This is a genomic window from Nocardia sp. NPDC055002 (genome assembly GCF_053608825.1).
In genome coordinates this window covers 854266-880580 of record NZ_JBSGWE010000004.1, presented here as the reverse complement: position 1 = coordinate 880580, position 26315 = coordinate 854266, and the positions used below count along the sequence as shown (strand labels likewise).

20 protein-coding genes are annotated in these 26315 nt (G+C 68.8%); 9 read left to right on the top strand and 11 right to left on the bottom strand.

Annotated elements, in window-relative coordinates; all coding sequences use genetic code 11:
* Nucleotides 1-37 precede the first annotated feature (37 nt).
* Nucleotides 38-739 carry a hypothetical protein gene (locus ACWF99_RS20805; protein ID WP_378635090.1) on the bottom strand — a complete coding sequence of 234 codons (702 nt, stop codon included), beginning with the start codon at nucleotides 737-739 and terminating at the stop codon, nucleotides 38-40.
* Nucleotides 740-999: 260 nt separating this feature from the next.
* Nucleotides 1000-2031, bottom strand: a complete 1032-nt coding sequence (gnd, locus tag ACWF99_RS20800) for a phosphogluconate dehydrogenase (NAD(+)-dependent, decarboxylating) (protein WP_378653866.1) — start codon at nucleotides 2029-2031, stop codon at nucleotides 1000-1002.
* Between the two features lie 302 nt (nucleotides 2032-2333).
* On the opposite strand from gnd, the gene ACWF99_RS20795 reads away from it, so the two are divergent.
* Complete coding sequence (locus ACWF99_RS20795; RefSeq protein WP_452537127.1) at nucleotides 2334-4193, top strand: VanW family protein; 1860 nt, start codon at nucleotides 2334-2336, stop codon at nucleotides 4191-4193.
* A 60-nt stretch (nucleotides 4194-4253) separates the two neighbouring features.
* Here the strand turns inward: ACWF99_RS20795 and ACWF99_RS20790 are convergent, their stop codons facing one another.
* The 3 genes from ACWF99_RS20790 to ACWF99_RS20780 all read right to left on the bottom strand — a co-directional run bounded on the left by ACWF99_RS20790 (nucleotide 4254) and on the right by ACWF99_RS20780 (nucleotide 7351).
* A complete protein-coding gene (locus tag ACWF99_RS20790; protein WP_452537126.1) occupies nucleotides 4254-5426 on the bottom strand; it encodes a DUF5685 family protein in 1173 nt (390 codons plus the stop codon).
* A gap of 60 nt (nucleotides 5427-5486) precedes the next feature.
* The gene (locus ACWF99_RS20785; protein WP_378635078.1) at nucleotides 5487-6086 is read right to left on the bottom strand and encodes a TetR/AcrR family transcriptional regulator; all 600 of its coding nucleotides are present in this window, start codon (nucleotides 6084-6086) and stop codon (nucleotides 5487-5489) included.
* Nucleotides 6087-6172: 86 nt separating this feature from the next.
* Complete coding sequence (locus ACWF99_RS20780; protein WP_378653860.1) at nucleotides 6173-7351, bottom strand: glycoside hydrolase family 3 N-terminal domain-containing protein; 1179 nt, start codon at nucleotides 7349-7351, stop codon at nucleotides 6173-6175.
* 115 nt (nucleotides 7352-7466) lie between these two features.
* Here ACWF99_RS20780 and ACWF99_RS20775 point away from each other — a divergent pair, with 115 nt between their 5' ends.
* From ACWF99_RS20775 to ACWF99_RS20760, 4 genes are all read left to right on the top strand, one after another.
* A complete protein-coding gene (locus tag ACWF99_RS20775) occupies nucleotides 7467-7934 on the top strand; it encodes a universal stress protein (protein WP_378635072.1) in 468 nt (155 codons plus the stop codon).
* A 99-nt stretch (nucleotides 7935-8033) separates the two neighbouring features.
* The gene (locus ACWF99_RS20770) at nucleotides 8034-9188 is read left to right on the top strand and encodes an isochorismate synthase (protein ID WP_378635069.1); all 1155 of its coding nucleotides are present in this window, start codon (nucleotides 8034-8036) and stop codon (nucleotides 9186-9188) included.
* Between the two features lie 67 nt (nucleotides 9189-9255).
* A complete protein-coding gene (locus tag ACWF99_RS20765; RefSeq protein ID WP_022566695.1) occupies nucleotides 9256-9426 on the top strand; it encodes a DUF2613 domain-containing protein in 171 nt (56 codons plus the stop codon).
* Nucleotides 9407-13735 carry an alpha-(1->3)-arabinofuranosyltransferase domain-containing protein gene (locus ACWF99_RS20760; protein ID WP_452537178.1) on the top strand — a complete coding sequence of 1443 codons (4329 nt, stop codon included), beginning with the start codon at nucleotides 9407-9409 and terminating at the stop codon, nucleotides 13733-13735. Before ACWF99_RS20765 ends, ACWF99_RS20760 begins: the two co-directional genes overlap by 20 nt.
* A 7-nt stretch (nucleotides 13736-13742) precedes the next feature.
* Here ACWF99_RS20760 and ACWF99_RS20755 read toward each other — a convergent pair whose 3' ends face one another.
* Nucleotides 13743-14936 (bottom strand): acyltransferase family protein, encoded by a 1194-nt coding sequence (locus ACWF99_RS20755; protein ID WP_452537125.1) that lies wholly within the window; start codon nucleotides 14934-14936, stop codon nucleotides 13743-13745.
* A gap of 146 nt (nucleotides 14937-15082) precedes the next feature.
* Here ACWF99_RS20755 and ACWF99_RS20750 point away from each other — a divergent pair, with 146 nt between their 5' ends.
* The gene (locus ACWF99_RS20750; protein WP_378635063.1) at nucleotides 15083-16273 is read left to right on the top strand and encodes a DUF3068 domain-containing protein; all 1191 of its coding nucleotides are present in this window, start codon (nucleotides 15083-15085) and stop codon (nucleotides 16271-16273) included.
* 84 nt (nucleotides 16274-16357) lie between these two features.
* Here ACWF99_RS20750 and ACWF99_RS20745 read toward each other — a convergent pair whose 3' ends face one another.
* A complete protein-coding gene (locus ACWF99_RS20745) occupies nucleotides 16358-17554 on the bottom strand; it encodes a polysaccharide biosynthesis protein (protein WP_452537177.1) in 1197 nt (398 codons plus the stop codon).
* A 209-nt stretch (nucleotides 17555-17763) separates the two neighbouring features.
* Between ACWF99_RS20745 and ACWF99_RS20740 the strand changes: the two genes are divergently transcribed.
* On the top strand, nucleotides 17764-19608 hold the full coding sequence (locus tag ACWF99_RS20740) for a hypothetical protein (RefSeq protein WP_452537124.1): 1845 nt from the start codon (nucleotides 17764-17766) through the stop codon (nucleotides 19606-19608).
* Here the strand turns inward: ACWF99_RS20740 and ACWF99_RS20735 are convergent.
* On the bottom strand, nucleotides 19605-20771 hold the full coding sequence (locus ACWF99_RS20735; protein ID WP_378635057.1) for a glycosyltransferase family 4 protein: 1167 nt from the start codon (nucleotides 20769-20771) through the stop codon (nucleotides 19605-19607). The two genes, ACWF99_RS20740 and ACWF99_RS20735, sit on opposite strands and share 4 nt — an antisense overlap.
* Before the next feature lie 297 nt (nucleotides 20772-21068).
* Between ACWF99_RS20735 and ACWF99_RS20730 the strand changes: the two genes are divergently transcribed.
* Nucleotides 21069-21869 (top strand): class I SAM-dependent methyltransferase, encoded by an 801-nt coding sequence (locus ACWF99_RS20730; RefSeq protein ID WP_378635054.1) that lies wholly within the window; start codon nucleotides 21069-21071, stop codon nucleotides 21867-21869.
* Here the strand turns inward: ACWF99_RS20730 and ACWF99_RS20725 are convergent, their stop codons facing one another.
* Nucleotides 21870-22166 carry a hypothetical protein gene (locus ACWF99_RS20725; RefSeq protein WP_056823697.1) on the bottom strand — a complete coding sequence of 99 codons (297 nt, stop codon included), beginning with the start codon at nucleotides 22164-22166 and terminating at the stop codon, nucleotides 21870-21872.
* Between the two features lie 211 nt (nucleotides 22167-22377).
* On the opposite strand from ACWF99_RS20725, the gene ACWF99_RS20720 reads away from it, so the two are divergent.
* Nucleotides 22378-23826 (top strand): aldehyde dehydrogenase, encoded by a 1449-nt coding sequence (locus ACWF99_RS20720; protein WP_378653847.1) that lies wholly within the window; start codon nucleotides 22378-22380, stop codon nucleotides 23824-23826.
* Nucleotides 23827-23885: 59 nt separating this feature from the next.
* Here ACWF99_RS20720 and ACWF99_RS20715 read toward each other — a convergent pair whose 3' ends face one another.
* On the bottom strand, nucleotides 23886-24065 hold the full coding sequence (locus ACWF99_RS20715; RefSeq protein WP_378635048.1) for a hypothetical protein: 180 nt from the start codon (nucleotides 24063-24065) through the stop codon (nucleotides 23886-23888).
* A 234-nt stretch (nucleotides 24066-24299) separates the two neighbouring features.
* Nucleotides 24300-26129, bottom strand: a complete 1830-nt coding sequence (locus ACWF99_RS20710) for a phosphoenolpyruvate carboxykinase (GTP) (protein WP_378635046.1) — start codon at nucleotides 26127-26129, stop codon at nucleotides 24300-24302.
* Nucleotides 26130-26315: the final 186 nt, after the last annotated feature.

The following is a 26315-nucleotide window of genomic DNA, read 5'->3' as shown; positions in this document are numbered from 1 at the left end:
CAGCGCGAGACCGTCCCGGCGACCAGGTGCCAGACGATCAGCTACCGATCAGATCGCCCAGCACGTCGGAGATGATGTCGCTCAGCGAGCCGGTGGAGCTCAGCTGGCCATCATCGGAACCCAGTCCGTTGTCACCGAGGCTGCCGATCACCGTCTCGCCGGCGTTGGCGCCGCGCGCGGTGAAACAGGCGGTGAGACCGGGCATCTCATTGCTGACGCCCACGGTGCCCGCGACCCCGACACCACCGCTGGTGACCATCTGACCCGTCTTGACGCTGCTCGGCACCGGGTAGGTGATGGTCAGGGTGACCGGGTTGCCCGAGTTGACGAACCAGCCGGTGCTCGTGACCTTCCAGCCGCCCGCGTTGGGCTCGGCGGTGACGTCCTCGGTGACCTGGCCGCCGATCGCGTGATAGGCGGTGATGGTGGTCTTGGTCGGTGCGCCGAAGCCGACCGGCGGGAAGTCGGTGATGGTGTTGACGTACGGGTTGCCGATCCCGGTGGTTCCGACGATCACCTTGTAGGTGACCGAGGTGCCGACGCCGATCTGCTCGGCGCTCGCGATCTTGTCGTAGACGTGGGTGACGCCCACGGTGCTCGCGTCTTTCTTCTGCGCGTGACTGCTCACCGCGCAGGTGGCGTCGGCGGCGGCGACGCCGGATCCAAGGCCGACACCGACACCGGCGACGACCAGGGCGGTGGTGGCGACGCCCGCGGCGATACGCGAAGTCCGGAACATGCTTTTCCTCCAAAGCCCCGGGCGAGACGACCGGGGCGAATTCCTCATCAGGTGGGCTTTCCCCCCTCTGACCACAAGGTATAGGTCCGACTGGACGCTTGTCCTGGAAAAGAAGAACGTGTTCTTATTTTGTGGAACATCGTTGTTTTACTCTCCGGTCCGGGTAGCATCCGAGGATTTTCGATCTACCGATCCGACCCGAAAACGCGACAACCGACCTCCGTCTGGCGACGAAAGGCCGGTTGTGGGCGTCTAGGGGGCTATTTTTGCGGCAGCTCGTTGTGGCCGCCGAACGCCTTTCTCATCGCCGAGAGCATCTTGTCGGCGTAGAGGGCCTGGCCGCGGGAGGAGAAGCGCTGGTAGAGGGCGGCCGAGAGGACCGGCACGGGGACCGCGGTGTCGATGGCGGCGTCGATGGTCCAGCGGCCTTCGCCGGAGTCGGAGACGCGGCCGCTGTAGGAGTCCAGGTCGGGGTCGCTGACCAGGGCCGACGCGGTGAGATCGAGGAGCCAGGAGGCCACGACCGAGCCGCGACGCCACACCTCGGTGATGGCCGGGATATCCAGGTCGTACATGTAGTACTCGGGGTGCTCCATCGGCGTCTCCTCGGCGGAGTGCTCACCGTGCAGGTACTCCGAGCCCGCGTTGGCGTGCTTCAGGATGTTGAGACCCTCGGCGTAAGCGCCCATAGCGCCGTATTCGATGCCGTTGTGGACCATCTTCACGAAGTGACCCGCACCGTGCGGACCGCACAGCAGGTAGCCCTTCTCGGCCTGCGACGGCTCACCGGTGCGACCAGGGGTGCGCGGGGCCGACTCGTAACCGGGGGCGATGGTCGCCAGCAGCGGCTCCAGGTAATCGACCTGCGCCGCGTTTCCGCCGATCATCAGGCAGTAGCCGCGCTGTAGGCCGAACACGCCGCCCGAGGTGCCGATGTCCAGGTAGTGAATACCCTTGGGCTCCAACGCCTTCGCACGCTTGATGTCCTCGTGGTAGCGGCTGTTGCCGCCGTCGATGATGATGTCGCCCGGCTCGAGCAGCTCGGCGACGTCCTCGATCACCTTGCCGGTAGCACCGGCGGGAATCATCACCCACACCACGCGAGGCACCTCGAGCATGCCGATGAACTCGGCCAGGTCGGTCGTGCCGCGGAACTTGCCGCCGAGCTCGGACTCCATCTCGGCGATCGGCCCTGGGTGGCGCTCGTAACCGACGGCGGTATGCCCGTCGCGCACGATCCGGCGCACGATGTTGGCACCCATCCGGCCGAGGCCGATCATTCCCAGCTGCATCAGTTCTCCTCGTTGTCCGGTCCGTGGTGTCGAGTCTCACCCCGATTGTCTCGCGCCGCCGCGTCGTCGCTCGTGGCGGCGTCGGCCCGCGCGCCGAAATTCTTCCGAATGGGCTGTAACGCCCCGCTCCGAGCCCCGATAAACAGATCGGCTCCGTGTAGTTGCCAGACCCCCGACCCGGCAACTACGCGGAGCCTTTCTGCTGCCCCCACCCGGTTGCCGAGCTGCCGAGCGCGCCGAAGCGCGTTACCCTCGGGCCGGACCCCGCAAACATTCGGGGCCAACCTAACGGAAGGACCTCCGTGCCCAGCGAGTCGACCGCCGGACAACCGGCCGACCGAAGGGGCGAGGTCGGATTACGCAAGCTGCTCGAATCAAATCGCACTTTCGATCCGGACACCACCGCCCTTACGCAGCCCTTGAACACCGTGACCCGCGATCGCTGGTCACCCACCCCCGGCCCGGCGGGCCCGCCCCCGCCGGCCCCGCCGGGCAACCAGCAGCTGGTCAAGCGGATCGGGATCGCGGTCGGCGCCGTGCTGGCCGTCGGGACCGCCGCCTACCTGGCCGACCTCGCGTTGAGCACGGGTGAGGTGGCGCGCGGCGTCGTCGTCGCCGGTATCGACATCGGCGGGATGGACCAGGCCGAAGCCGACGCGCTGCTGCACACCGAACTCGGCCCCAAAGCCGAGCGACCCCTGCCCGTGCGGATCGGCGATGTGCAGGCCAGCATGGTGCCCGCCACAGCCGGTCTGTCGGTGGACTACGACCGCACCTGGGACGCCGTCGGCAGCCAGCCGCTGAACCCGGTGAGCCGGCTGATCTCCCTCTTCGGCACCCGCGAGGTTCCGGTGTCGAGCACCGTCGACACCGCGGCCCTCGACGCACAGCTCGAGAGCTTCCGCGTCCACGACAATCCGACCGTCGAAGGTACGGTGCGGTTCGAGAACGGCAGGCCGGTCGCGGTCGCGCCGGTGCCGGGCCGGGTGCTCGACACCGAGGCCGCGCGCCCCACGATCACCGACCGCTGGGCGGCGACCAGCCAACTGGATCTGCCCGTGGTGGCCGCGCCGGTCGCCGTGCGCGCCGACGCCGTGCAGGCGGCGGTGCGCGACATCGCCACACCGGCCGTCGCGTCACCGATCACTGTGTCCGGCAAGGATGTTCAGGCCACGCTGACCACGGGCCAGATCGCCGACGTGCTCGGTTTCGTGCCGGACGGCAACGGCGGGCTGGCACCCCAGTTCAACAGCGACGCCGTCATCGCCTTGCTCGCACCACAATTGGCGAAGTCCGAGGTGGAACCCAAGGACGCCACCTTCACCGTCGGCGCGGGCAAACCGACCGTGGTGCCCGCCGTGGTCGGCGAGAAGGTGGACTGGCCCAAGACGCTGGAGAAGCTGCCCGCCCTGCTCACGCAGCCGGGTCCGCGCACCAGCCCGGTGGTCTATCAGCGCATCGAGCCCAAGCTCACCACCGAGGCCGCGAACGCGCTCGGGATCAACGAGACGATCGGCCAGTTCACCACCGGCGGATTCAGCGGCCCCTCCGGGGTGAATATCCGCACGGTCGCCGCCAAGGTCGACGGCGCGGTGGTCAAACCGGGAGATACGTTCTCGCTCAACGAGTTCACCGGCCCGCGCACCGCGGCGGAGGGCTATGTGGAGTCCGGCATCATCGACAAGGGCAGGCCGAGCACCGCGGTCGGCGGCGGCATCAGCCAGTTCGCCACCACGCTCTACAACGCGGCCTACTTCGCCGGGATGGAAGACGGCGGACACACCGAGCACAGCTACTACATCTCGCGCTACCCGGCCGCGCGCGAGGCGACGGTGTTCGACGGTGCGATCGACCTGGCGTTCCGCAATACCGGCACCACCGGTGTCTACATTCAGGCGGTCGCTACCGGCTCCGATATCACCGTGCGGCTGTGGGGCACCAAAACCGTGAACGTGGAATCGATTACGGGTGAGAAGTCGAAGCCGACCGAACCCAATGAGGTGGTGCTGCCCAAGGGCAAGGACTGCATCGCCTCCGAGGGCGCGCCCGGCTTCACCATCTCCGACACCCGGGTGATCACCGACGCCAAGTCCGGTGCGCAGGTGTCGCGGCACACGCGGACCGTGAAGTACGACCCCATCCCGATCGTCAAGTGCGAGTAGGGGTTCGATAGCGGAAGGCTCGCGCGGTAGGCGGATTCGCCACCGCGCGAGCCTTTTTCGTCAGCAGCCGCAATCGCAGCTGCAGTCGCCGCAGCAGCAGTCCTCGCCGCAGCAGTTGCCGCAGCACTCACCGCAATCGCAGCAACTGCCGCAGTCACAGTTCTTGGCCCAGGCGTCCTTCTGCTCGCCGGTGCAGGGACTGGTGTGGTCGACACAGCAGGCCATGCCGGTGCAGTAGACGCCGAGCACGAGTCCGCTCGCCTTGAACGGCCCCGGCCTGCTCGGGCGCCGTCCGGGCGGGGACGGGAACTCGTACGGCGAATGCTGCTGCGCCGTAACGGGAGTGCGGCAGGCATGGCCGACGGCGATGCCGAGACCTCGACCGAGGCTCCGCAGCAGGCTCGCCAGCGGATCGAGCAGCGCCCAGCGCACCGTCGGCAGCTGGTCGAGTTCGGCCTCGGACGCGGCCTGCCGGATGCGGGATTCGCTCTCGCGCAACAGATCGTAGGCGCGGGGCATATCCGTTCCGGTGGCCTCCAGCGGATTGAAACGGCCACGGGCGCGGTCGCGCTCGAGGTCTTCGATGGCGTCGGCCAGATGCGCGATGCGGCCGACGTGCCGACCGATCTCCTGCAGGGCCGCAACGTTTTCCGGTCGCCCGGCCAGGGTCGCGGTGTGACCGAAAAGGGTCGCGGCACAGAGCTGAGTCGGCCCGGTGAGTTCCTCGAGCGTGATCACCTCGACCGCCGCGCGGGACTCCATCGAGGACTGGGTGGCGATCGCGTTCAGCATGGGCCGCACATCGAGCCCGATCAGATCAGCCTGCTGCTGTGCTCGTGCGGCCCAGGCGTTCGACACCCGCCGCATCGGCCGGCGGGCGAGGACGGAGGCGTCCCCGTCCTCCACGTGATCGCCGATCTTGGCCGCGCCCAGCAGCAGTGACGCCGTGGCGGCCAACCGCACACCCGGCGCGTTCGCGGCGACCACCGACGCGCGCTTCATCCCGCGCAGCGGACACGGACCGGCGCTCGTGCGCGCACCCGCCCCCGACTGCGCCTCGGTGAGCACACTGAGCACGATCGCATCGGTGTTGGTCGCGGCGCGGGCCAGCTGACCGTGCCCGTCTCGCAGACCCAGACACAGCCCGCACATGTGTGCCTGCCACTGCCCCGGATCGATGCCATATTTCGCCGCGCCGTGCGCACACGGCTTCAACACACCGAACACTGCCACCCCGTCTGTCGTGAAACGTCAACCGTGCACGATCGCAGCCGACGGGGCCGGGCGCAACCGCTACTCGATCTTCTTCCGGCCGGCCAGGCCGCGCCAGGCGAGGTCGTCGAGCAGGTCGACCGCCTCTGCCACTTCGATCCGCCCGCTGGCGACCCGGTCGGCGATGGCCTCACCCGCACCGATCACCGCCGCCGCGACGACCTCGAAGTTGGTGCCGGGGTCGGCGTTCTTGGCGCTGGATTCCAGCAGTTTCGCGGTGAGCTCGATGACCCGCTCACGGGCATTGTCGATTTCGGCGGCAAATGTTTGCTGACCGATAGCCTGACGGTAGAGAACCTGCCAGGACTGCCGATTGCGATCGACGAAATCGAGGAAACCCTCCAGCGCGGTGCGGACCTGTTCGTGCGGGGTCAGCTGCGGGTTACCCGCGGGCGCGACGGCCTCGATGAAACGTAGACCCTCGCGCTGGATGCAGGCACGGAACAGCTCGTCCTTGGATCCGTAGTACAGGTAGAGCATGGGTTTGGAGATCTTCGCCTCGGCGGCGATGGCATCCATCGACGTGTCGTGGAAGCCTTTGCGTGCGAATACCTCGACGGCGGCATCGAGCATCTGTTGCTCGCGAACTGCCCGGGGAAGTCGCTTGGTCCCGCCTGCCATCCACTCTCCTACCGCAGGGTGAACCACCTATCTTACTCCAAGGTAAGTTCACCCGCGCTCATTTGCCGCACAGTCGCCGGGTGCGATCAGCAGCCCAGCGCTACGCCCTTGTAGCGCGCCATCCGCAGTACGGAAGTGTCGACCCGGTCGGCGGGCAGTTTGCCACTCGAGACCGACTGTTCCAAACGGTCGAGTACCTGCGGCACCGCATCGCTGCTGATCCACAGCGCGTTGTCGGCGCCCGCGACGAGCGTGGCCTCGACCGCGTCGGCGATGGACATCCGGGCGGTGATGGCGGCCATGCCGCTGAGATCGTCGGTGAAGATCGGGCCGTCGTAGGGGGCGGCGCCGTAGCCCTTGCCCTCGCGCAGCAGCGTCATCGCGGCCGGGCTGATGCTGGCGGGCACATCGGGCTCGGTCAGGCCGGGCACGTCGAGGTGGCCGACCATCACCGCCGCACCGGAGTTCACCAGCTCGCGGAACGGCACCAGGTCGGTGTTCTGCATCTGGTCCAGCGGCGGGGTGGTGACGGCGCCGGTGTGCGAGTCACCGGAACCGGAGCCGTGGCCGGGGAAGTGCTTGATCACCGAACCGAGGCCCACCTCGTTGGCCGCGCGGATGTAGGCGCCCGCGAATTCGGTGACGACCTTCGGGTCGTCGCTGTAGGAGCGGTCGCCGATCACGCTGTCGTCGGGCTGGCTGCTCACATCGACGTCGGGAGCGAAATCGACAGTGATGCCCAGATCCTTCAGCGCCTTCGACCTGGTCAGCGTGAACTGGTAGTACTGCTCAGGGGTCTGGGTCTGCGCGATCTCACGGGCCGACGGCGCGGCGCCGATCACGTTCTTGGCGCGCGAGACCCGCCCGCCCTCTTCGTCGATGGTCACCATCAGCGGGACCTTGGCCTGCGCTTTCACCGCGTCGAGCGCCGACTTGTCCAGCAGGCTCGGATCGGTCCAGCTGCCGACGAAGATGCCGCCCACCTGCTCCGAACTCACCACGTTCGACGCGTCCGCCGAACCGGTGATGCCGACGGTCAGCAGCTGGGCCAGCTTCTCCCGCTGGGAGAGCTTGGCGAGATAGTCTGCGCCGCAATTGCTTTGGATCGGAGTCGCCGACGCGGGCGAACTCGACTCTCCGGCGGCGGAGGGGGCGGCCACTCCGCTGCTACTCGCCGCGGGCGTCGTCTCGTTCGACGAACCTCCCGAGCAGGCGGTGGCAACGGCGGCGAGGACTGCGAACACGACCACAGGCGATTTCCGCATGCGCTCCACGGTAGCCCGCCTCCGGCGCGAACCCCACCACGGTGGTTCGGATTGATACACACATCCGCGGGGTAATCTGAGGGAAAAGCCGCTCCGACCAGCGCAGGAGGTCGTCATGGCATGCGATCGGATGCTCATCGCCTACGACGGTTCCGAACACGCCAAACGCGCCATCGAGTACGCGGGACGATTCCTGACCGCCGACCGCGCGATTCTGCTCACCGCATGGGAACCGATGGTGCGCCAGGCCGCGCGCATCTCCGGGCTCGCCGGGGTGATGCAGCCGGACTGGGTGCCCGACGAAGAGGTGGAGGACATCGCCTACTCCGACGCCCGCAAGATCAACGCCGAGGGCGTGCACCTGGCGAAACTGGCCGGAATCGACGCCGAACCACGCACCGCCGAGTGCACCACCACGATCTGGAACGCCATCGTGGACTGCGCCGATGAGCTCGACGTCGACATCATCGTGGCCGGTACGCGCGGTGCCACGGGGTTGCGCGCGCTGTTGCACAGCAGCGTCGCCGAGGCCGTTCTCAAGCACGGGCACCGGCCGGTCTTCCTGGTGCCACCGGAGCAGTAGCGGTTCGCCACACCGGAACTTCGTGGTGCCGTCGCGCGGTGAGAGTTCCGTCGCTCTCCCGGATCGGCGCCACATCGGCGGCGTTATGGTCGAAGCACCATGAACGAATTCCTGCTCGCTCGACCCGACGCGGTGTTGCGGACGTCAGGGGTGCGCCAGGCGTACTCCGACCCTCGGCAGGCAGTGGCGGCGCTGCGTGCGTGGCGGAAACGGCCCGGCCACGTCACCGATTCGGCCGGGAAACAGCATGACTCGCCCGGCGCGGCACCGACATTGATCGTCGGCGCGCTCCCCTTCGATCCGCGCGAAGCCGCGGCGCTCTGGCAACCGGAGACGGTGCTGCACACTGCGGGACCGTGGCGACCTGCGGCGCTCCCGGAATTGCCCGGCGTGCGCGTGGTGGCCGAAATACCCAGTACGGCAGAACATGTCGCGCGTGTGACGAAGCTGGTCGAGCAACTGGGTGACCCGGCGAACGAGCTGCGCAAGGTAGTGGCCGCACGGTCGATCGTGCTGGAGGCCGACGCGCCACTGGACCCCGAGGTACTGGCGGCACACCTGCTGACCAGGCATCCGAATGCCGCGGTGTACGCGGTCGACCTGTCCGCGGCGGGTCGATCCGGCGAGACGCTGATCGGGGCGACACCCGAGGTACTGGTCGCGCGGCACGGCGACCGCGTCAGCCTGAATCCGCTGGCGGGAACCCTGCCTCGCCGCGCCGATCCGGCCGATGACGCGGCCCAGGCGCGCGAGCTGCTGTCCAGCACGAAGAACCACGACGAGCACGCCTTCGTGATCGACTGGATCCGGCAGCGACTGACCCCTGTCTGCACGGAACTGCGCATCCCCGACGCGCCCGAGCTCCTCAGCACCGAACAGGTCTGGCACCTGGCCACTCCCATTCACGGCGTGCTGCGTGACCCGTCGACCACCGCCCTCGACCTGGCCCTGCTGCTGCACCCGACCCCCGCCGTCAACGGCACCCCGTTCACCGCGTCCCTGGACGCGATCGCGACCGACGAACCGCGACGCGGCTTCTACGGCGGCGCGGTGGGCTGGTGCGGCGACGACGGCGACGGCGAATGGGTCGTGGCGATTCGCGGCGGCGAGCTCTCCGCCGATCGGCGGACGCTGCGGGCGAGCGCGGGCGGCGGGATCGTCGCGGCGTCGGATCCGCACGCCGAGCTGGCCGAGACGACCGTCAAACTTCGCACCCTGCTGAGCGCCCTGCGTTGCGAGCTGCCCAACGACTGACCGAGCCCGGTACACCTGCTAGGTTGACCGGAGACAGGCCCCGTCGTCGAGCGTATTGGAGTGCGCGATGAAGTTTGCTGTTCCGGCTGTTGCCAGCGCGGTCGGCGGCGCCCTGCTGAGCGCGATCGCCGTCTTCGCCATCACGGCGGCGGTGCAGCAGAACACGGCGCCCTCGATCGACCGCAGCGGTGACAAAGACTCGTCGCTGCTCAACGCCCCTGAATACGGCAGCCGCTGAGGCCGACGCCCGCGCGTCGCGCCCCGCATCGGGGCAACCGGACAAGGCGCCACTGGGCTGGCGCTGGCTCGTCGGCTCGGTAGTAGCCGCCTTCGTACTGACCTTCGCGCAGGCGCCCGGCCTCACCGTCGCCGACACCAAGTACGACCTCGCGCAGAATCCCCTCGGTTTCCTCGCGCGAGCGTCGCACCTGTGGAGCAGCCAGGCCCCGATGGGCCAGGTCCAGAACCAGGCCTACGGCTACTTCTTCCCGCACGGCGCGTTCTTCTCCGCGGGGCACCTGCTGAACCTGCCCGCGTGGGTCACCCAGCGCGTCTGGTGGGCGCTGCTGCTGCTCGCCGGGTTCTGGGGAATCGTCAAGCTGTGCGAAACGCTCGGCATCGGCTCGCGCGGGTCACGGGTGATCGCGGGCATCGCGTTCGCGTTGTCGCCGCGTGTACTGACCACGCTCGGCTCGATCTCCTCGGAAACCCTGCCGATGATGCTGGCTCCGTGGGTGCTGCTCGCGCCCGCGGCACTGGGCACCGCGATCGAACGACGGCGCGGCGGCCCGCTCTCACCGGCGGGCAGCGCGCTGGCGCTGGCGTTGATGGGTTCGGTGAACGCTGTCGCGACCGTGGCGGCGTTCCTGCCCGCGGCACTGTGGTGGGCAACCTATCGGCCGAATCGGCAGTGGTGGCGGTTCACCCGAGCGTGGATTCCGCTGCTGGTCCTCGCCACGTTCTGGTGGGTGGTGCCGCTGCTGCTGCTCGGCAAGGTGAGTCCGCCGTTCCTCGACTTCATCGAGTCGTCCGGGGTGACGACGCAGTGGGCAGCGTTGAGCGAGGTGCTGCGCGGGACCGATAGCTGGACGCCGTTCGTCTCACCCGAACGAATCGCCGGCGCGGTGCTGGTGACCCAGCCTGCCGCGGTGCTCGCCACCGGCCTGCTCGCGGCGGCGGGGATGGCCGGACTCGCGCGGTCGACGATGCCCTATCGGGGCAGGTTCGCCTTGATCCTGTGCGTGGGACTCGCGGGGATCTGCGCGGGATATGTCGGGACACTCGGAGGGCCGTTCGCCGAATCGGTGCGGATCTTCCTCGACTCGGGCGGTGCGCCGCTGCGGAATGTGCACAAGCTCGAACCGCTGATCCGGCTGCCGCTGGTGGTGGGACTGGCGCATCTGCTCGGCCGGGTGGCGCTGCCCGCCTCCGTGCCGATGCCGGTGTGGCGCAGCTCTTTCGCCCATCCCGAGCGCGACCGGCTCGTCGCGGTCGCCGCGCTGGTCCTGGCCGCGCTCACCCTCGCGACCTCACTGGCGTGGACCGGGCGGCTGGCCCCGCGCGGCGCCTACGACCGGGTGCCCGCCTACTGGACCGACACCGCCGACTGGCTGGCCGACAACGCCGCCGACACCCGCGCGCTGGTGGTACCCGGTGCGCCGTTCGGCAGCCAGATCTGGGGACTCACCCGCGACGAACCGCTGCAAGCCCTGGCGAGTACCCCCTGGGCCGTGCGCGATTCGGTTCCCCTGAACCCGCCGGGCACGATTCGCGCGATGGACTCGGTGCAGCGGCTGATCGCCGACGGCAGGCCGTCGACCGGCCTCGCCGCCACCCTCGCCGACCAGGGCATCGGAATCCTGGTGTTGCGCAACGATCTCGACCCCGAGACCTCGCGTTCGACGCGTCCGATGCTGGCGCACCGCGCGATCGAGGGCTCGCCGGGCCTCACCAGAGTGACCTCGTTCGGCGCGAACATCGGGCCGCGCGCGGCGGATGCGGGACTGGTGGTCGACAACGATCTCCAGCCCGCCTACCCGGCCGTCGAGATCTACCGGGTCGACGTCCCACCGCCCGGCACCCCCGTCGACGTACGCAGCGGCACCGGCGCGCCGCCCGGGTTCCCCGGCGCGTACACCGTCCCGCTGGAGTCGACCCCGGTTGTCCAGGGTGGCCCCGAGGTGCTGGAGCGTGTGCGCCGTGACGGGGGGAACCCCACGGCGCCAGTGCTTCTCGACGCCGACGCGCGCCGCGCCGGATTACCGCCGCGGCCCGTGCTGCTGACCGACACCCCGATGGATCGCGAGTCCGATTTCGGCCGGGTCGACAACCACAACTCCGCGGTCCGCGCCGCCGACGACGCCCGGCGCACCCACAACCTGGTCCCCGACTACCCGGTCGAAGGCGCCGAACTCGTGCAGGGCGAATGGTCGGGCGCGAAGGTCACCGCGTCCAGCTCGGCCGCCGATGCCACCCAGATCGGCGGAGCGGCGCCCGGCAGCTCCACCGCGGCCGCCGTGGACGGCGATCCGAGCACCGCGTGGATCAGCAACGGTTCCGAATCCGCTCTCGGGCAATGGATTCGACTCGATCTCGACAAGCCGATCGCCAACGGCTCGCTGCGCTTCACCACCACGGCGGCGGCGCTGGGTGATCCGGTGAAGTGGGTCGAGGTCCGCACCTCACGCGGAACGGTGTCGGCACGGATCACCGAACCCGGAGAGCCCGTGTCCGTCGCGCTGCCCGCGGGCAAATCCGACTGGGTGATGATCAGCGCCGCCCGCACCGAAACCGGCACTCGTGGTGGTCAATTCGGGATCAGCGAACTCACGCTCGACGACTACTCCAACCGGGAAGCGCCGGAGCGCGTGGATATCCGGCACCGGGTGGTGCTGCCCGATGTGGCTGCCGGAACCATCGTCAGCGGGTGGGATCTCGGACAGGAATTCCCCGGCCGCGGTAACTGTTTCGACGGCCCCGACCGCGTGCACTGCAGCAAGGGGCTCGGGCTGCCCGCCGAGGAGCCGGGCATCTTCGGGCGCACGCTGTCGGTGCCGGAACCACTCACCGTGGGCACCGACCTCACCGTGCGCACCCGGCCGGGGCCCGCGCTGGAGGCCCTGCTCACCGACCCGACCCGGCCGGTGGCACGCGGTCAGGCCGATGTCGCCGACCTGCGCGGCGCCGCCTTCGCCGCTACCGACGGCGATCCGAAGACCACCTGGACCGCACCCGAGTCCACCGTGCGTGAACCGGCGGGCGGCAAACCCACTCTGGTACTGGAACTTCCGGAACCGACGCTGGTGACCGGACTCGACATCACCACCGCGCTCGGCGGCTTGCCCGCGACGGCGACCTCCGTCGCGGTGAACCTGGGCAACGGCCCGCAGATCCGCGAACTGCCCGAACGCGACCACGGCGAACCGGCCCGAATCTCGCTGTACCCCACCGAAACCGATCGCATCGAGATCAGCATCCAGAGCTGGAACGAGGTGCTCGACCGCACCGCACTCGGCTTCGTCCTCACCCAGCCCGCCGGCCTGGCCGAGGTCGACGTGCTCGGTCCCGAGTATCCCGCCCACGCTCCCGGCGACCGGCTCATCACCATCGGCTGCGACGCGGGTCCGGTGATCGCCATCGGTGGACGTGCCGTGCACACCACGATCACCGCCACCGCCGACGAACTCCGTTCGGGCGCGCCGGTTTCCGCGCGCGCCTGCCCCGAGGACGCAGCGGATATCGAGCTGCTCCCCGGCCATCCCGACCTCACCGTGGCCCCCACGGAACTCTTCACCGTCGACCGCCTGCGTCTCCCCCGCACCGACCCCTACCCCGGCGCACCCAGCGCGCCTACGGGCAACCCCGGCGAAACCAGCGAAACCGGCGCTCCCTCGGACCCCACCGAAACCGGCGAGACTGCCGGCTCCACACCTACTGACGCAGGGAACAACCCCGCCGATCCGAAAGCGCCGGAGACTGGCACTCAGCTGCTGGTCCTTCCGCTGAGCACCAACGTCGGCTGGCAGGCGCACACCGCCGACGGACGGGAGCTGTCGCCACTTGTGGTCGACGGCTGGCAGCAGGCTTGGCTGGTTCCGCCGGGTACCAGCGGTGAGATCACGGTGTCGTTCCCGGCCGACCGCTGGTATCGGCTGGCGATCTTCGGCGGGCTGCTGCTGCTGATCCCCCTGGTGCTGCTCGCCGTTCCGCGCCGACGTGCGGTGCCCGACGCCGGGCCCGCACCGAGCACCTGGGGTGCCGGTTGGGTCGCGGCGATCGGGCTGACCGGCGTGATCGCGGTGATCTCCGGGCCGTTCGGTGCGGCGTTCACACTGATCACCTTGGGCTGCAACTATTTCCGCCCCGCGCTGACGGAGCGGACCCTGCCCTGGCTCGCGGGCCTCGGGACGCTGGCCTCGGCCGCGGCCCTGTCGACCGGGACCTGGCGCTCCGGCACCGAATACATGGGCGGATCGCTGTTGGCCCAGGCGCCGGCCGTCATCGCGGTCGTCGCAGTCGGGGTGGCGGCGCTCCCCCGCCGTCGCTGAGCGCGGCTCAGCGCACCGCCGGACGCTGCGCCGATTCCGGCCGGTGTTCGTCGACGCGCGCGGACCCGGCCCGCCGATCCCACCGGGCCGCCCAGCGGCGGGCCGGTTCCTCGATCAGGGCGAAGCTCGCGGCGGCCAACGGGAGCGTGAGCGCGGTGGTCAGGGTGATCACGTAGAGGAAGTCACCGTTGAAGGGCACGATGCCGAAGACCGGGAAGACCACGGTGAGCACCACCAGGTGCCACAGGAAGATGCCGTAGGACCAGCGGCCGAGCATCGCCGCGGTGCGCGATTCCAGCCAGCGGTGCGGGGCGCCGGATTGCCGCAGCACCAGGGGTGCGAGCAGGCAGAACCCGAAGATCATGCCCAGCGCCATCTTCATCGCGTACTGCCACGGTTGCGCGCGTTCCAGACCGGCCGGACCGCCGAACTCGGTCGCCGAGAGCAGGAACGCGGCGAGCGCCACCGCCCACATCAGCGGCTGACTCGACAGCACTCGCGCCCACCGGACCTCGGGTCGCACGAGGTGGATCAGTTCCGCCAGGAGCATCCCCGCCGCGAACCACGGCAGGTAGGCGGGCAGCCAGTTGTCGGCGTGGATCGCGTCCGGCGTCGGGATCGGCCACAGATTCCAGGTCAGACACACCGCGACCAGCCCGCACAGCACCGGCACCCGCCACCGCGCCGCAGCGCCGCGCAGTAGCACGACCAGCCAGGCCAGCACCGGCAGCACCAGGTAGAAAGCCATCTCCACCGACAGGCTCCACATCTGGGTGAGCCCATCGGTCAATGTCAACGGCACGAACACCTGCAGCAGGAACAGATTCGACACCCACACCCGCAGGTTCGCCGAATGCGCCGCGCCGGGCAGCAACAGCAGCACGAACACCACGACGACCCAGTACGCGGGCATCACCCTGGCCACCCGGTGCAACAGGTAGCGAGAGGTCCGCGGTGCGCGGCCGAGCCCGTGCGCGGCCGCCGCGTGTGGGCGCCACAGCAGGAAACCCGACAGCGCGAAGAACACCGCGACCGCCATATCGAAGCGTTCCAGGATCGGGCCGAGGACCGGCATCCCGGTCGTTCCGGTCTGGAACGCGACGTGGGTGACCAGCACACCGAGCGCCGCCATCCCGCGCATCCCTTCGAGGGCGGGAATGAAGGCGCGCGGGCGCGAAACGGGAGCGGTGGCGGTCGTCATCGGGGTCCAGTCTGCCGTGTCGGCGATTTCCACGGCACAGCACCGCACCTTCGCGGCCTGGGCTGTTAGTGTCGGGGCTCACGAGTGCCTGTGGTGCAATACCAGACCACCGGGCCATCCGTGTTCGAACGACGAGGAGAGTTTGCATGGCACTGAGTGCCGGTACCAGAAGAACGGTCGCCTGCGTGCTCGTGGGTCTGGGCGCGGCGTTACTCGTCGCCGCGCTGATGATCCCCACCTACACGGTGAGCAAAGTCGCCAAGACTCCACTCGATCTCGAGATCACGACGATCGCGGAGAATCAGAAGGGCGAGGAGAGCCTCGTCCTCGACTCCAAGTCGTTGACCTCCGGTGACGGTGCCGCCGTGGTGAACAAGGATGTGCCGCTGATCTCCCAGCGTTTCGTCACCGTCGAGGAGCCCTCCGACGCCGACGAGATGACGCTGCAGGCAGGCCAGACACTGCGGCGCACCGACGTGCAGGGCGATACCGGCCTGCTCACCGCCGCCATCGACCGCGTCACCATCTCGCGCACCACCGGCATGCCGGTGGACACCGACCCCAACGGATCGATCGCGGTGACCGTGAACAAGGACGGCAGCGTCATGGAGCCGGTGCAGCACACCGGCATCGGCTACCGGTTCCCGATCGGCACCGAGAAGAAGACCTACCCGTACTTCGACATCAACGTGCGAAAGTCCTTCGACGCGAACTTCATCGAAGAGACCGAGATCAACAACATGAAGGTGTACCACTTCCAGATGGAGGCGCCGGTCACCAGCACCTGGGACGTCGTGCAGTCGCCGACCAACCGGCTCACCCTGCCCGCCGCCAAGTGGGGCGTGGAGGGTGGCGACACCCCCGTCACCATGACGCGCTACTACACCAACGTGCGTGACCTGTGGGTCGAGCCGCAGACCGGCACCGTGATCAAGGGTGGGGAATCGATCCACCTGTTCTACGCGCGGTCCGGCGACAAGCCCGAGGTCACCGCACTGAAGTCGCACCTGGTGTTCGACGAGGCGACCGTGGAGTCGCAGATCGCCATCGCCAAGGAGAACACCGACAAGCTCTCGCTGTTCGGGCGTGTGGTGCCGATCGTGTTCGGCGTGCTGGGCGTGCTGGCGCTGCTGGCGGGGTTGTTCCTCGGACTGCGCGGCGGTGGCACTGCGGCTCATGCGAGTCCGCGGGGATCGCGTCCGACGCCCGCGCCCACGGCCGCGCCGGATGACACCACGGCTACTCGGTGGGACGGCGACGACGCGCCGACAACGCAGTTCCCCCGTGGGGACTACGACGCGCCTACCGAGCAGATCGACATCGACAAGCGTCCCTAGGCGGAAACGCTCTACAACAGCCCCGGTCTTCGGCCGGGGCTGTTGTGTTTCCGGGGACACCTCGGGCGAAACCGGCCGGTTCGGTCAGTGCAGGACCGGGTCGGCCGGAGCCGGATGGGTGCGGGCCGCGCGAAGAACGACGACGGCGACGATCGTGGTGGTGACCGCGGCTACGGAGACAGCCGTGCCGATCAGGGATTCGATCGTGCGGGCGAAGGCGAGCATCAGGGTCACCTCGACGGCCAGGCCGATCCAGGTGACGGCGGCCAAGGCGGTGCGTTCGACCGCGATGGCCGAGAGCAGAGCGCCCTGGAGGACCGCCAGGATCGCACCGTGCAGGGCGAACAGCCACAGCATGCCCTGAATGGGGGCGTAATCGGCACCGGCGAACAGGGGGGCCAACGGGGCGGCCAGCGCGGCGCCCAGCACCGCGACGACGCCGATCACCGAGAGCACCGAGAGGGCGTCGCGAATCGCACGGGCGGAATGGGTGGGCTGGGCCATCCGGGGATACAGCACGACGCCGACCGCCTGCGGCAGCCAGAACGCGATCTTGGTGGCGATGGTGCCCAGCGAGTAGCGGCTCGCGTCGACCTCGTCGAGGACGATGCGAACCACGATCAGGTCGACCGAGGACAGCGCCATCAGCGCCGCCTGCACCTGCACGGCACGCAACACGGGAAGGACGCCGACGGTCTTGGTCATCGGTTCCCGGCTGCTTCCGGCATCGCCGCTGCCAGCGGTCGGTGGATCCGCCGACCCGGTCGTCGAGCGGGCGATGCGACCGGCGACGATCGCCGCGCCGACGATGCCCCCCGCCCCCGCCCACAACGCACCGGCAGCACCGCCACCCAAGGCCAGCGCGAGCAGCGCGGGCGCCACCCGCGCCGTACCCGCCATCGCGAGCACCGTGGCGAGCGCGCGGAAGTGATTGCCGCCCTGCAGGATTCCCTGTTCACCCGAGAGGATCACCAACGCGGGCGCCGCGCCGAGGGCGGCGGCAGCGGCCCACACGCCGACGTCGAGCACCACGGCCACCACCGGAATCAGCACCACCGCGACGGCGGCGACCAACGCGGCACACCGCCACATCATCGCTCGCACCGCGCGTAACGACGCCCCGCGCACCACCTCCCTCGCCACCACGTTCTGCATGGCAAGGGCGGGGACCGCGCACAGCAACTGCACTGCGAGCAGGCTCGCGAACTCGCTGTATCCCTCCACTCCCAACCAGCTCGCGGCCAGCAATTGCAGCAGGTACCCGGCGACGTTGGCGGTCATGGCGCCGGCCGTCACCCAGGTCAGATCGGCAACGACAGGCGGGCGGCGGACTGAGGACACGCCTCATGGTCGCACTTCACTGTGTTCGCCATCACGCCTACCCCGAAAATGTGAGTCCAAGCGGACTCACCTTCGAGCGATTCGGCCCCGAACAGCGCCTATTCGACCCCGGCCACGGCGAAGCCCGACGGGACGTAAGGTGCGTGGACGTGACGAGTAGCGGGCGAGCAAGGGCCTTGGTGGCCGGATACTGCGCTCTGCTCACGATGATCATCGTCGGACCGCTCGCCGGATCGGGCTACCTGCTGCTGCGCGACGCGGTGAGCACCCCCCGCTCCTTCCTCACCGATTCGGCACTCGGCGTGGGCGCGGCCGCACCCCGCGCCGTTCCGCAGGACGCCGTGCTCGCCGTGCTCTCGCCGGTGATCGATGGCGGAATTCTCGTGAAGGCGATCCTGATCGTCGCGCTGTGGTCAGCCGGATACGGCGCGGCGGTACTCGCGCGACGATTCGTCTCCGCTTCTACCGGAGCGCAATTGGTCGCCGCGACCCTCGCGCTGTGGAATCCCTATGTCGCGGAACGACTTCTCCAAGGCCACTGGAGCCTGCTCGCCGGTTACGCCGCCCTCCCGTGGACCGCGCTCGCCGCCGCACGCATCCGAACAGCCACCAGCAACACGGAATCCGGCGAAGATGCGGGGGCGGGCAGCCGGTTCGGATTCGCCGCGTCTGTCGGTGGATGGGCGGCACTGACCGCGAGTTTCGCCGCTGCCGGGCTGACGCCGACCGGCTCGTTGCTGGCCGCGGTGATCGGGCTCGCACTGGTCGGGCGGCGGGCCTTCCTCCCCGCCGTCGCGCTGTGGATCGTGACCTGCGCGCCCTGGCTGACCGCGACCGCGCTCGGATCGGGGGCCGAGCCGTCGGACCCGGCCGGCGTCTCGGCGTTCGCGGCACGGGCCGAACCGTGGCTCGGCACGCTCGGCAGCCTCGCCGGGCTCGGCGGGATCTGGAACGGCGAAGCGGTCCCCGCGAGCCGCACGACCCCGCTCGCCCTGCTCGGCACACTCTTGCTGCTCGGCATCGTCGCGTGCGGGGTGGGGGCGGTATGGGCGCTCGGACGTGACGGGCGAGCGCTGCTGGTGATCGCGGCGGTGGCGATCGTGCTGCCCGCCCTCGGCGCGACCAGCTGGGGGCTGGCCGCCGGAGAATGGCTGGTGGTGCACGTTCCCGGTGCCGGGCTGCTGCGGGATACGCAGAAGTACGTGGCGTTGGCCATGCCCGCCTACGCGCTGTGCGCGGCGGCCGCGTGCCGAACCGTCACCGTGGCAGTCCGCCGAGTTCTGGCCAACGACCCGGAAGCTTCTGCCGCCGAAGGACACCCGGAAATTCGCGAGGGCCGGACCGGATTTCGCCCCGCCGCAATCCTTTTCATTCTTCTGCTCACCCTCCCGCTGGCCGACCTCGCCTGGGGAGTCGGCGGCGCCGTGCGCCCCGTCCACTACCCCGCGGGCTGGCAACAGGTGGTCGACCACGTCGACGCTCCCGGCGACATAGCGGTACTTCCCGCCGGGATGTTCCGCCGATTCCCCTACAGCGGAACAGCTCCCGTCCTCGACCCGGCTCCCCGCATCCTCCCCAACGATGTCCTGCAGACCGGCGAACTCCGAGTCCGCGGCTACGCGGTGACCGGCGAGGGCAACCGCGCCCGCACCGTCGAGCAAGCGCTACTCGAAGGTGCCCCGGCCACCGAACTAGCGGCGCTCGGCGTCGGCTGGATTCTGATCGAACGCACCACCCCCGGCCCGCTCGGCGCCTCCGAGAAAACTCTCACCACGGCCGAATTGAAGTACCAGGACAAAGACCTGGCCCTCTACCGCGTGCCTTCCCCCGCCCTTCTCGACATCGCCACCCCGGCCCAGCGCCGAACCTCCGCCGCGGCCCACCTGCTCTGGGCGGCCCTGCTACTCACCGGACTGATCGCCGCGGCCGTGCGCCCGGACCGGACGGGCGCCCGGCGAGCAGATCGAGAGGCAGCGGGTCACCGAGTCGACTAAACCCGGGCCGGGGAGACCAATCCGCTGACGGTGCGGCCGCGCGCGGCGGCGGCGAGGACCTCGAAGACACCGGCGCCGGTCTGTTCCCAGGAGAACTCGTTGGCACGGGCTCTGGCCTTCTCGCCCATCACCAGGCGGGTATCCGGGTCGGCCAGGAGGTCGCCGGCGGCCGCGGCCAGGGCGGAGGCGTCGTCGACCAGCAGGCCGGTGACGCCGTCGACGATGGAGTCGGTGAGACCTCGGGAACTGCGGTAGCCGATGGTGGGGACGCCGTGCTGGGCGGCTTCGATGACGGCCAGGCCCCAGCCTTCCTTGCGCGAGGGCATCACGTGGACCCAGGCCGTCGAGAGGATCTCGTGCTTGCGGCGTTCGTCGACGTGGCCGTGGAAGGTGACGGCGTCGGCGATGCCGAGTGCGTCGGCGCAGGCGCGCAGGTTGGGGGCCCACCAGCCGTCGCCGATGACGTCGAGGTGCACGTCGGGGAAGCGTTCGCGCAGGTGGGCGACCGCGGTGAGGGCGTCTTCGATCTGCTTGTGCGGGACGAGGCGCGACAGGACCGCGATGCGCGGGTGGGTGGCGCGGGTGGCGTCGTCGCCGGGGACGACCGCGGCGGGGACCGGTTCGGCCCCGTTGCGGACCACGGCGATGCGCTCACGGTCCACACCGAGCGCCGACAGCTCCTCGGCCGACGGCAGCGACACGGTGAGGTACTGGTTGTCGCGGTGCACGCGCGGGGACAGCGTGGATTCGATCCACCAGCCGATCCGCCCGACCAGGCGACCGGCGACCGGCCACTGCTCACGGTGCCCGTGGTGCACCAGCACCACCGAGGGCACACCCGTCGCGGTGGCGAAGAAGGGAATGCCGTTCTGGGTGTCGATCACGACGTCGGGGCGCAGGCCGCGCAGCGGGCCGATACCGAGCCGACCGGCCACGATGGCGGCGAGCGCGCGGGGGTAAACGGTGAATCGACCGCCCGCGCGACTGATGTCGATGCCGTCGATCCGCTCCCGTTTGGGGGCACCCGGGTAACCCGCGGTACGCAGGGTGACCTTGATGCCCCGCGCGGCCAGCTGGGCGCCTACCTGCTCCAGATACCGTTCGCTGCCGCCACCCTGTGGGTGCCCGGTGTCACGCCAGCAGAGTAGGAGGACTTCACGCACGGTCGGGGCTCGCATTCGGTTCGGTGGCAGACAAACGTCGGCCCCCACACTAGCGGGTGTGCTCCACGCAACACGGCTGTATCGACCCCGCCCGCCCAGATCAGCCCGTCGCACCCGAGCTGACCCCGTGAAGACGAACCCGGCGCAATCACCCAATCGAACCCCGTCCAGTCAGTTTTTCCGACTCCACAACGCCGAAACAGGTGATTGCGCCAAGACCCCACCGATCTCCACCCCCACCACCCAACGCCCCCACCACCAGCCGCGACCGAAGGGTCTGCCCATAAACTCCTGCCCGTGCCGATCGCCACCCAGCCGACAACCGAGCAGCCCGTCCATCGACGCGACCGATCGAGGTTCGCGCGCCGGGCCACTCTGCGCCGCTCGCTGCGCCTGCTCACCAGCTTCCGCTTCGAGCAGTCCGACCCGGCCCGCTTCTACGGCGGCATCGCCACCGACAGCGCGGAGCTGATCGGCGACTTCTACGCCGACATCACCGGCCGCGATCTCACCGGCACCGTCGTCCTCGACGTGGGCGGCGGCCCCGGCTACTTCGCCGACGAGTTCACCGCGGTGGGCGCGCGCTACGTCTCGGTGGAGCCCGACCCGTCGGAGATGCACGCGGCCGGGCTGCGGGTGTCGGGTTCGGTCCGCGGATCGGGGATGGCACTGCCGTTCCTCGACAACTCCTTCGACGTCTGCTTCTCCTCCAACGTCGCCGAACACGTGCCGCAGCCGTGGCTGATGGCGGACGAGATGGTGCGGGTGACCAAGCCCGGCGGCCTCATCGTGTACTCGTACACGGTGTGGCACGGACCGTTCGGTGGGCACGAGACCGGTCTCTGGCACTACCTCGGTGGCGAGTACGCGGCCCGCCGGTACCGGCGCAAGAACGGACACGAACCGAAGAACAGGTTCGGCCGATCACTGTTCGCGGTGACCGCGGCCGATGGGTTGCACTGGGCAGCAACGACTTCAGCCGACGTGCGGACTATTTTTCCGCGTTATCACCCACACTGGGCCTGGTGGCTCGTCCGAGTTCCGGTCATTCGCGAGCTACTGGTCAGCAACCTGGTCGTGGTAGCTACCAAACCATGATCACGCCAGCCAGCTCAAGCGCCGCGACCTCCGCATCGGCTCGGGCAACACCCTGACCCACGGCGATTCCTGAATCGCCAGGCCTACGGTCTCCAACGTGGTCAGGCCGACCTGATCGGCCAGCGCGCCGACCATCGCGACCGCCTCAGCGGCCTGGATAGCGGCAGTCGCCTGCTCGATCGTGAGCGTGCGGCCCGGCAGGAATGAGACAACCCATCCGCCACTGCCCACACTTTTCGCTTGATGGTCGGTCTGGTCGCTGGTCATCAACGATCGGCCGATCACTTGCACAGCCATGAGTCGGTCTCCCCAATTCGCTGTTAATGTCCGATGAATCGAGCGAGCTGATCAGTAGCTAAAGCATCCCCTTTTCACCACCGGAACGCAATAGTGCGTTTCCCCGAAAAGCGAACCGACAGGTTGGAATTCGCAATCTTCACAGTCGTTGCGCCGCAGCGAATTAGAACAGGTTGCAGACAATTCGCCCGCAAAACTGTAACGTGTTCTCATGCACTACGACAGTCTGTTCATCGGCGGGAAGTGGACCACCCCGGCCGGTAGTGACCGCATTTCGGTGGTCTCCCCTGCAACGGAGGAGACCGTCGGCAGCGTGCCGGCGGTAACGAATGCCGATGTCGACGCCGCGGTCGCCGCGGCGCGCGACGCGTTCGACAGCGGGCCGTGGCCATCCACACCTCCACTGGAACGAGCGGAGGTACTCACCAAGGTTGCGCGGCTGATCGAGCAGCGTTCGCCGGAATTGCTCGCCGCGCTCACCGCGGAGATGGGCGCGCCGACGTTAGCGGCCTTGACACTCAACCAGATTCCCGCCGTCGCGGCACTCGACGCACTCACCGAGCTCGCGAAGACGTTCGCCTGGAACGAGACTCGAGTCGGCCTGTTCGGAACCTCGCGTGTCTCACGGGAACCCCGCGGTGTCGTCGCCGCGATCACCGCCTGGAATGTCCCGTTGTTCCTCGCCGCGAACAAGCTCGGACCCGCGTTGCTGGCCGGCTGCACTGTGGTGCTCAAGCCGTCGCCACTGACTCCGCTGACCGCGAACATCCTCGCCGACCTCTTCACCGAGGCGGGCCTGCCCGACGGCGTGCTCTCGGTGCTGCCCGCCGACGCCGAGGCCAGTGAATACCTCGCGGGCCACCCCGGCGTCGACAAGGTGACCTTCACCGGCAGTACCCCGGTCGGCAGGAAGCTGGCCGCGCTGGCCGGTGCGCAGCTCAAGACCGTGTCGCTGGAGCTCGGCGGCAAGTCGGCCGCCATCGTGCTGCCCGACGTCGACCTCGCCGCGAGCATTCCCGTGCTCGCGTTCTCCGGGCTGATGAACAGCGGACAGGGCTGCGTCGCGCAGACCCGAATCCTCGCGCCGCGCAGTCGCTATGACGAGATCGTCGAGGCGCTGGTCGCGCACGTCAAGACCATGCAGACCGGTGATCCGACCGATCCCGCCACCCAGCTCGGCCCGCTGATCAGCGAAAAGCAGCGTGACCGCGTGGAGGGCTACATCGCCAAGGGCAAGGCCGAGGGTGCGCGGCTGGTGCTCGGCGGCGGCAGGCCGGCGGGCGTGGACCGCGGCTGGTTCGTCGAGCCGACGATCTTCGCCGACGTCGACAACTCGAGCACCATCGCCCAGGAGGAGATCTTCGGCCCGGTGCTCTCGGTGATCCCGTACGAGACCGAGGACGAGGCCATCGCCATCGCCAACGACTCCGACTACGGCCTGGCCGGTTCGGTGTGGACCACCGATATCGAGCACGGCGCCGAGGTCGCGGCCCGGATCCGCACCGGTACCTTCGCGATCAACTGGTACGCCTTCGACCCGACCGCACCGTTCGGTGGCTACAAGAACTCGGGCATCGGCCGCGAGAACGGCCCCGAGGGCCTCGACGCGTTCTGTGAGCAGAAGTCGGTCCTGATGCCCATGGGCTGGACCGCCGAGTAGTCCGACATGCGCACTCACACCAACGCGTGCGCATCACTCCGCTGGACCGACTCCGCCTCCTAGTTTTCCGGCATATGGACCCGGAGAACCGGCTGCGCGGCCACATCACCCCGGGCAGGTAGGTCGACGACCTCGACCCGCCAGCCCGGGGGCAGGACCCGCTCCAGTCGGCCCGCCACGCGCTGCATGGGCGTGCTCGAATAGGTGTCGGACTCGAATCCGGTCACCAGATCGGTCATGCGTCAAACCACCTCTCAGCGTCGATCTCGTCGTTGACCGCGTGGCGGTGCAGGAGTCTCGCAGGGGTTTCAGCTCGAGAGGAATATAAGCGACAGTTGCGCTGACACCACCAGCGACGCTCTGATCACAGACAGATGTACCCATAAAGAGTTCGCGGGAATCGTCGGACGAACTGTGGACAAGCAAAACCGCCCGTACCGAAACGGTACGGGCGGTTTTTGGTGTTCGGGGGATCAGCCCAGGCGCTCCTTGAGTGCCTCGAACTCGTCACGCACGCCCGAAGGCAGCTTGTCGCCGACGAACTCGAACCATTCCTCGATCGACGGGATCTCCTTGCGCCACTCGTCGGCGTTCACCGCGAGTGCCTCGTCGACATCGGCGGCGACCACGTCGAGGCCGTCCAGGTCGAGATCGGCGGCGGAGGGCACGTTGCCGACCGCGGTGGCCGTGGCGCCCGAGCGGCCCTCGATACGGCCGACGATCCACTCCAGCACGCGGGAGTTCTCACCGAATCCGGGCCACAGGAAGCGGCCGTCGTCGCCACGACGGAACCAGTTCACGTAGAAGATCTTCGGCAGCTTGTTCGCGTCGGCGTTCTTGCCGAGGTCGATCCAGTGGTTGAGGTAGTCGCCCACGTGGTAGCCGAGGAACGGCAGCATCGCCATCGGGTCGCGACGGACGGTGCCGACCTTGCCCTCGGCGGCGGCGGTCTGCTCCGAGCCCATGGTGGCGCCCATGAACACGCCGTGCTCCCAGCCGAACGACTCGGTCACCAGCGGAACGGTGGTCTTGCGGCGACCGCCGAACAGGATGGCCGAGATCGGCACGCCCTGCGGGTCGTCCCACTCCGGCGCGAGGGTCGGGCACTGCGACATCGGGGTGCAGTAGCGCGAGTTCGGGTGCGCGGCGTGGCCCTCCGACTCGGGGGTCCAGTCGTTGCCCTTCCAGTCGATCAGGTGCTGCGGGTCGCCTTCGAGACCCTCCCACCACACATCGTTGTCGTCGGTCTGGGCGACGTTGGTGTACACGGTGTTGCCCGCGTCGATGGTGGCCATCGCGTTGGGGTTGGAGCTGTGGTTGGTGCCCGGCGCGACGCCGAAGAAGCCGAACTCCGGGTTCACCGCGTAGAGCTGACCATCCTTGCCGAAACGCATCCAGGCGATGTCGTCGCCCAGGGTCTCCGCGCGCCAGCCGGGGATGGTCGGCTGGATCATCGCGAGGTTGGTCTTGCCACAGGCGCTCGGGAACGCGGCGGCGACGTAGTAGTTCTTGTTCTCGGGCGAGATCAGCTTGAGGATCAGCATGTGCTCGGCCAGCCAGCCCTCGTCGTGGGCCATCGCCGAGGCGATGCGCAGCGAGTAGCACTTCTTGCCCAGCAGCGCGTTGCCGCCGTAGCCCGAACCGAAGGACCAGATCTCACGGTCCTCGGGGAAGTGGGTGATGTACTTGGTGTCGCTGCACGGCCACGGCACGTCGGCCTGGCCCTCGGCCAGCGGCGCGCCCACGGAGTGCAGCGCCTTCACGAACGGCTTGTCGGCGCCCAGCTTGTCGAGCGCGGCCTGGCCCATGCGGGTCATCACGCGCATCGAGACGACCACGTACTCGGAGTCGGTGATCTCCACGCCCAGCTTGGGGTCCTCGGCGCCGAGCGGGCCCATGCAGAACGGCACCACGTACATGGTGCGGCCCTTCATCGAGCCGCGGTACAGCTCGGTCATGGTGGCGCGCATCTCGGCGGGGTCGACCCAGTTGTTGGTCGGACCGGCGTCGGCCTCGGTGGCGGAACAGATGTAGGTGCGCGATTCGACACGGGCCACATCGGAAGGATCGGACAGCGCGAGGAAGGAGTTGGGCTTCTTCTTCTCGTCGAGCTGCTTGAAGGTGCCTGCCTCGACCAGCTGAGTGGTCAGGCGATCCCATTCCGCGTCGGAGCCGTCGGCCCAGACCACGCGATCGGGCTGAGTGAGCTCTGCGACTTCCTGTACCCAGGCGAGCAGTTCACTGTGCTCGGTCGGCGCCGTGCCGTCGGATCCACGAAGACCAGGAATGGTCGCTGAGGTCATGAAAACTCTCCTGAGATGGGCGGTTGTTCGATCCATCGATCGCCACCATGGGCGGGTAAGGCGTCCGCAGTGACCAACCGTCGCACAACCCCGATAGACGGCTAGGAAGGCCGTACACGGACGGTGGCCGCGCATCGACTGGCAAGAGCGGACGCCCAGGTTCCTGCCTCAAGGTTAACGCGATAT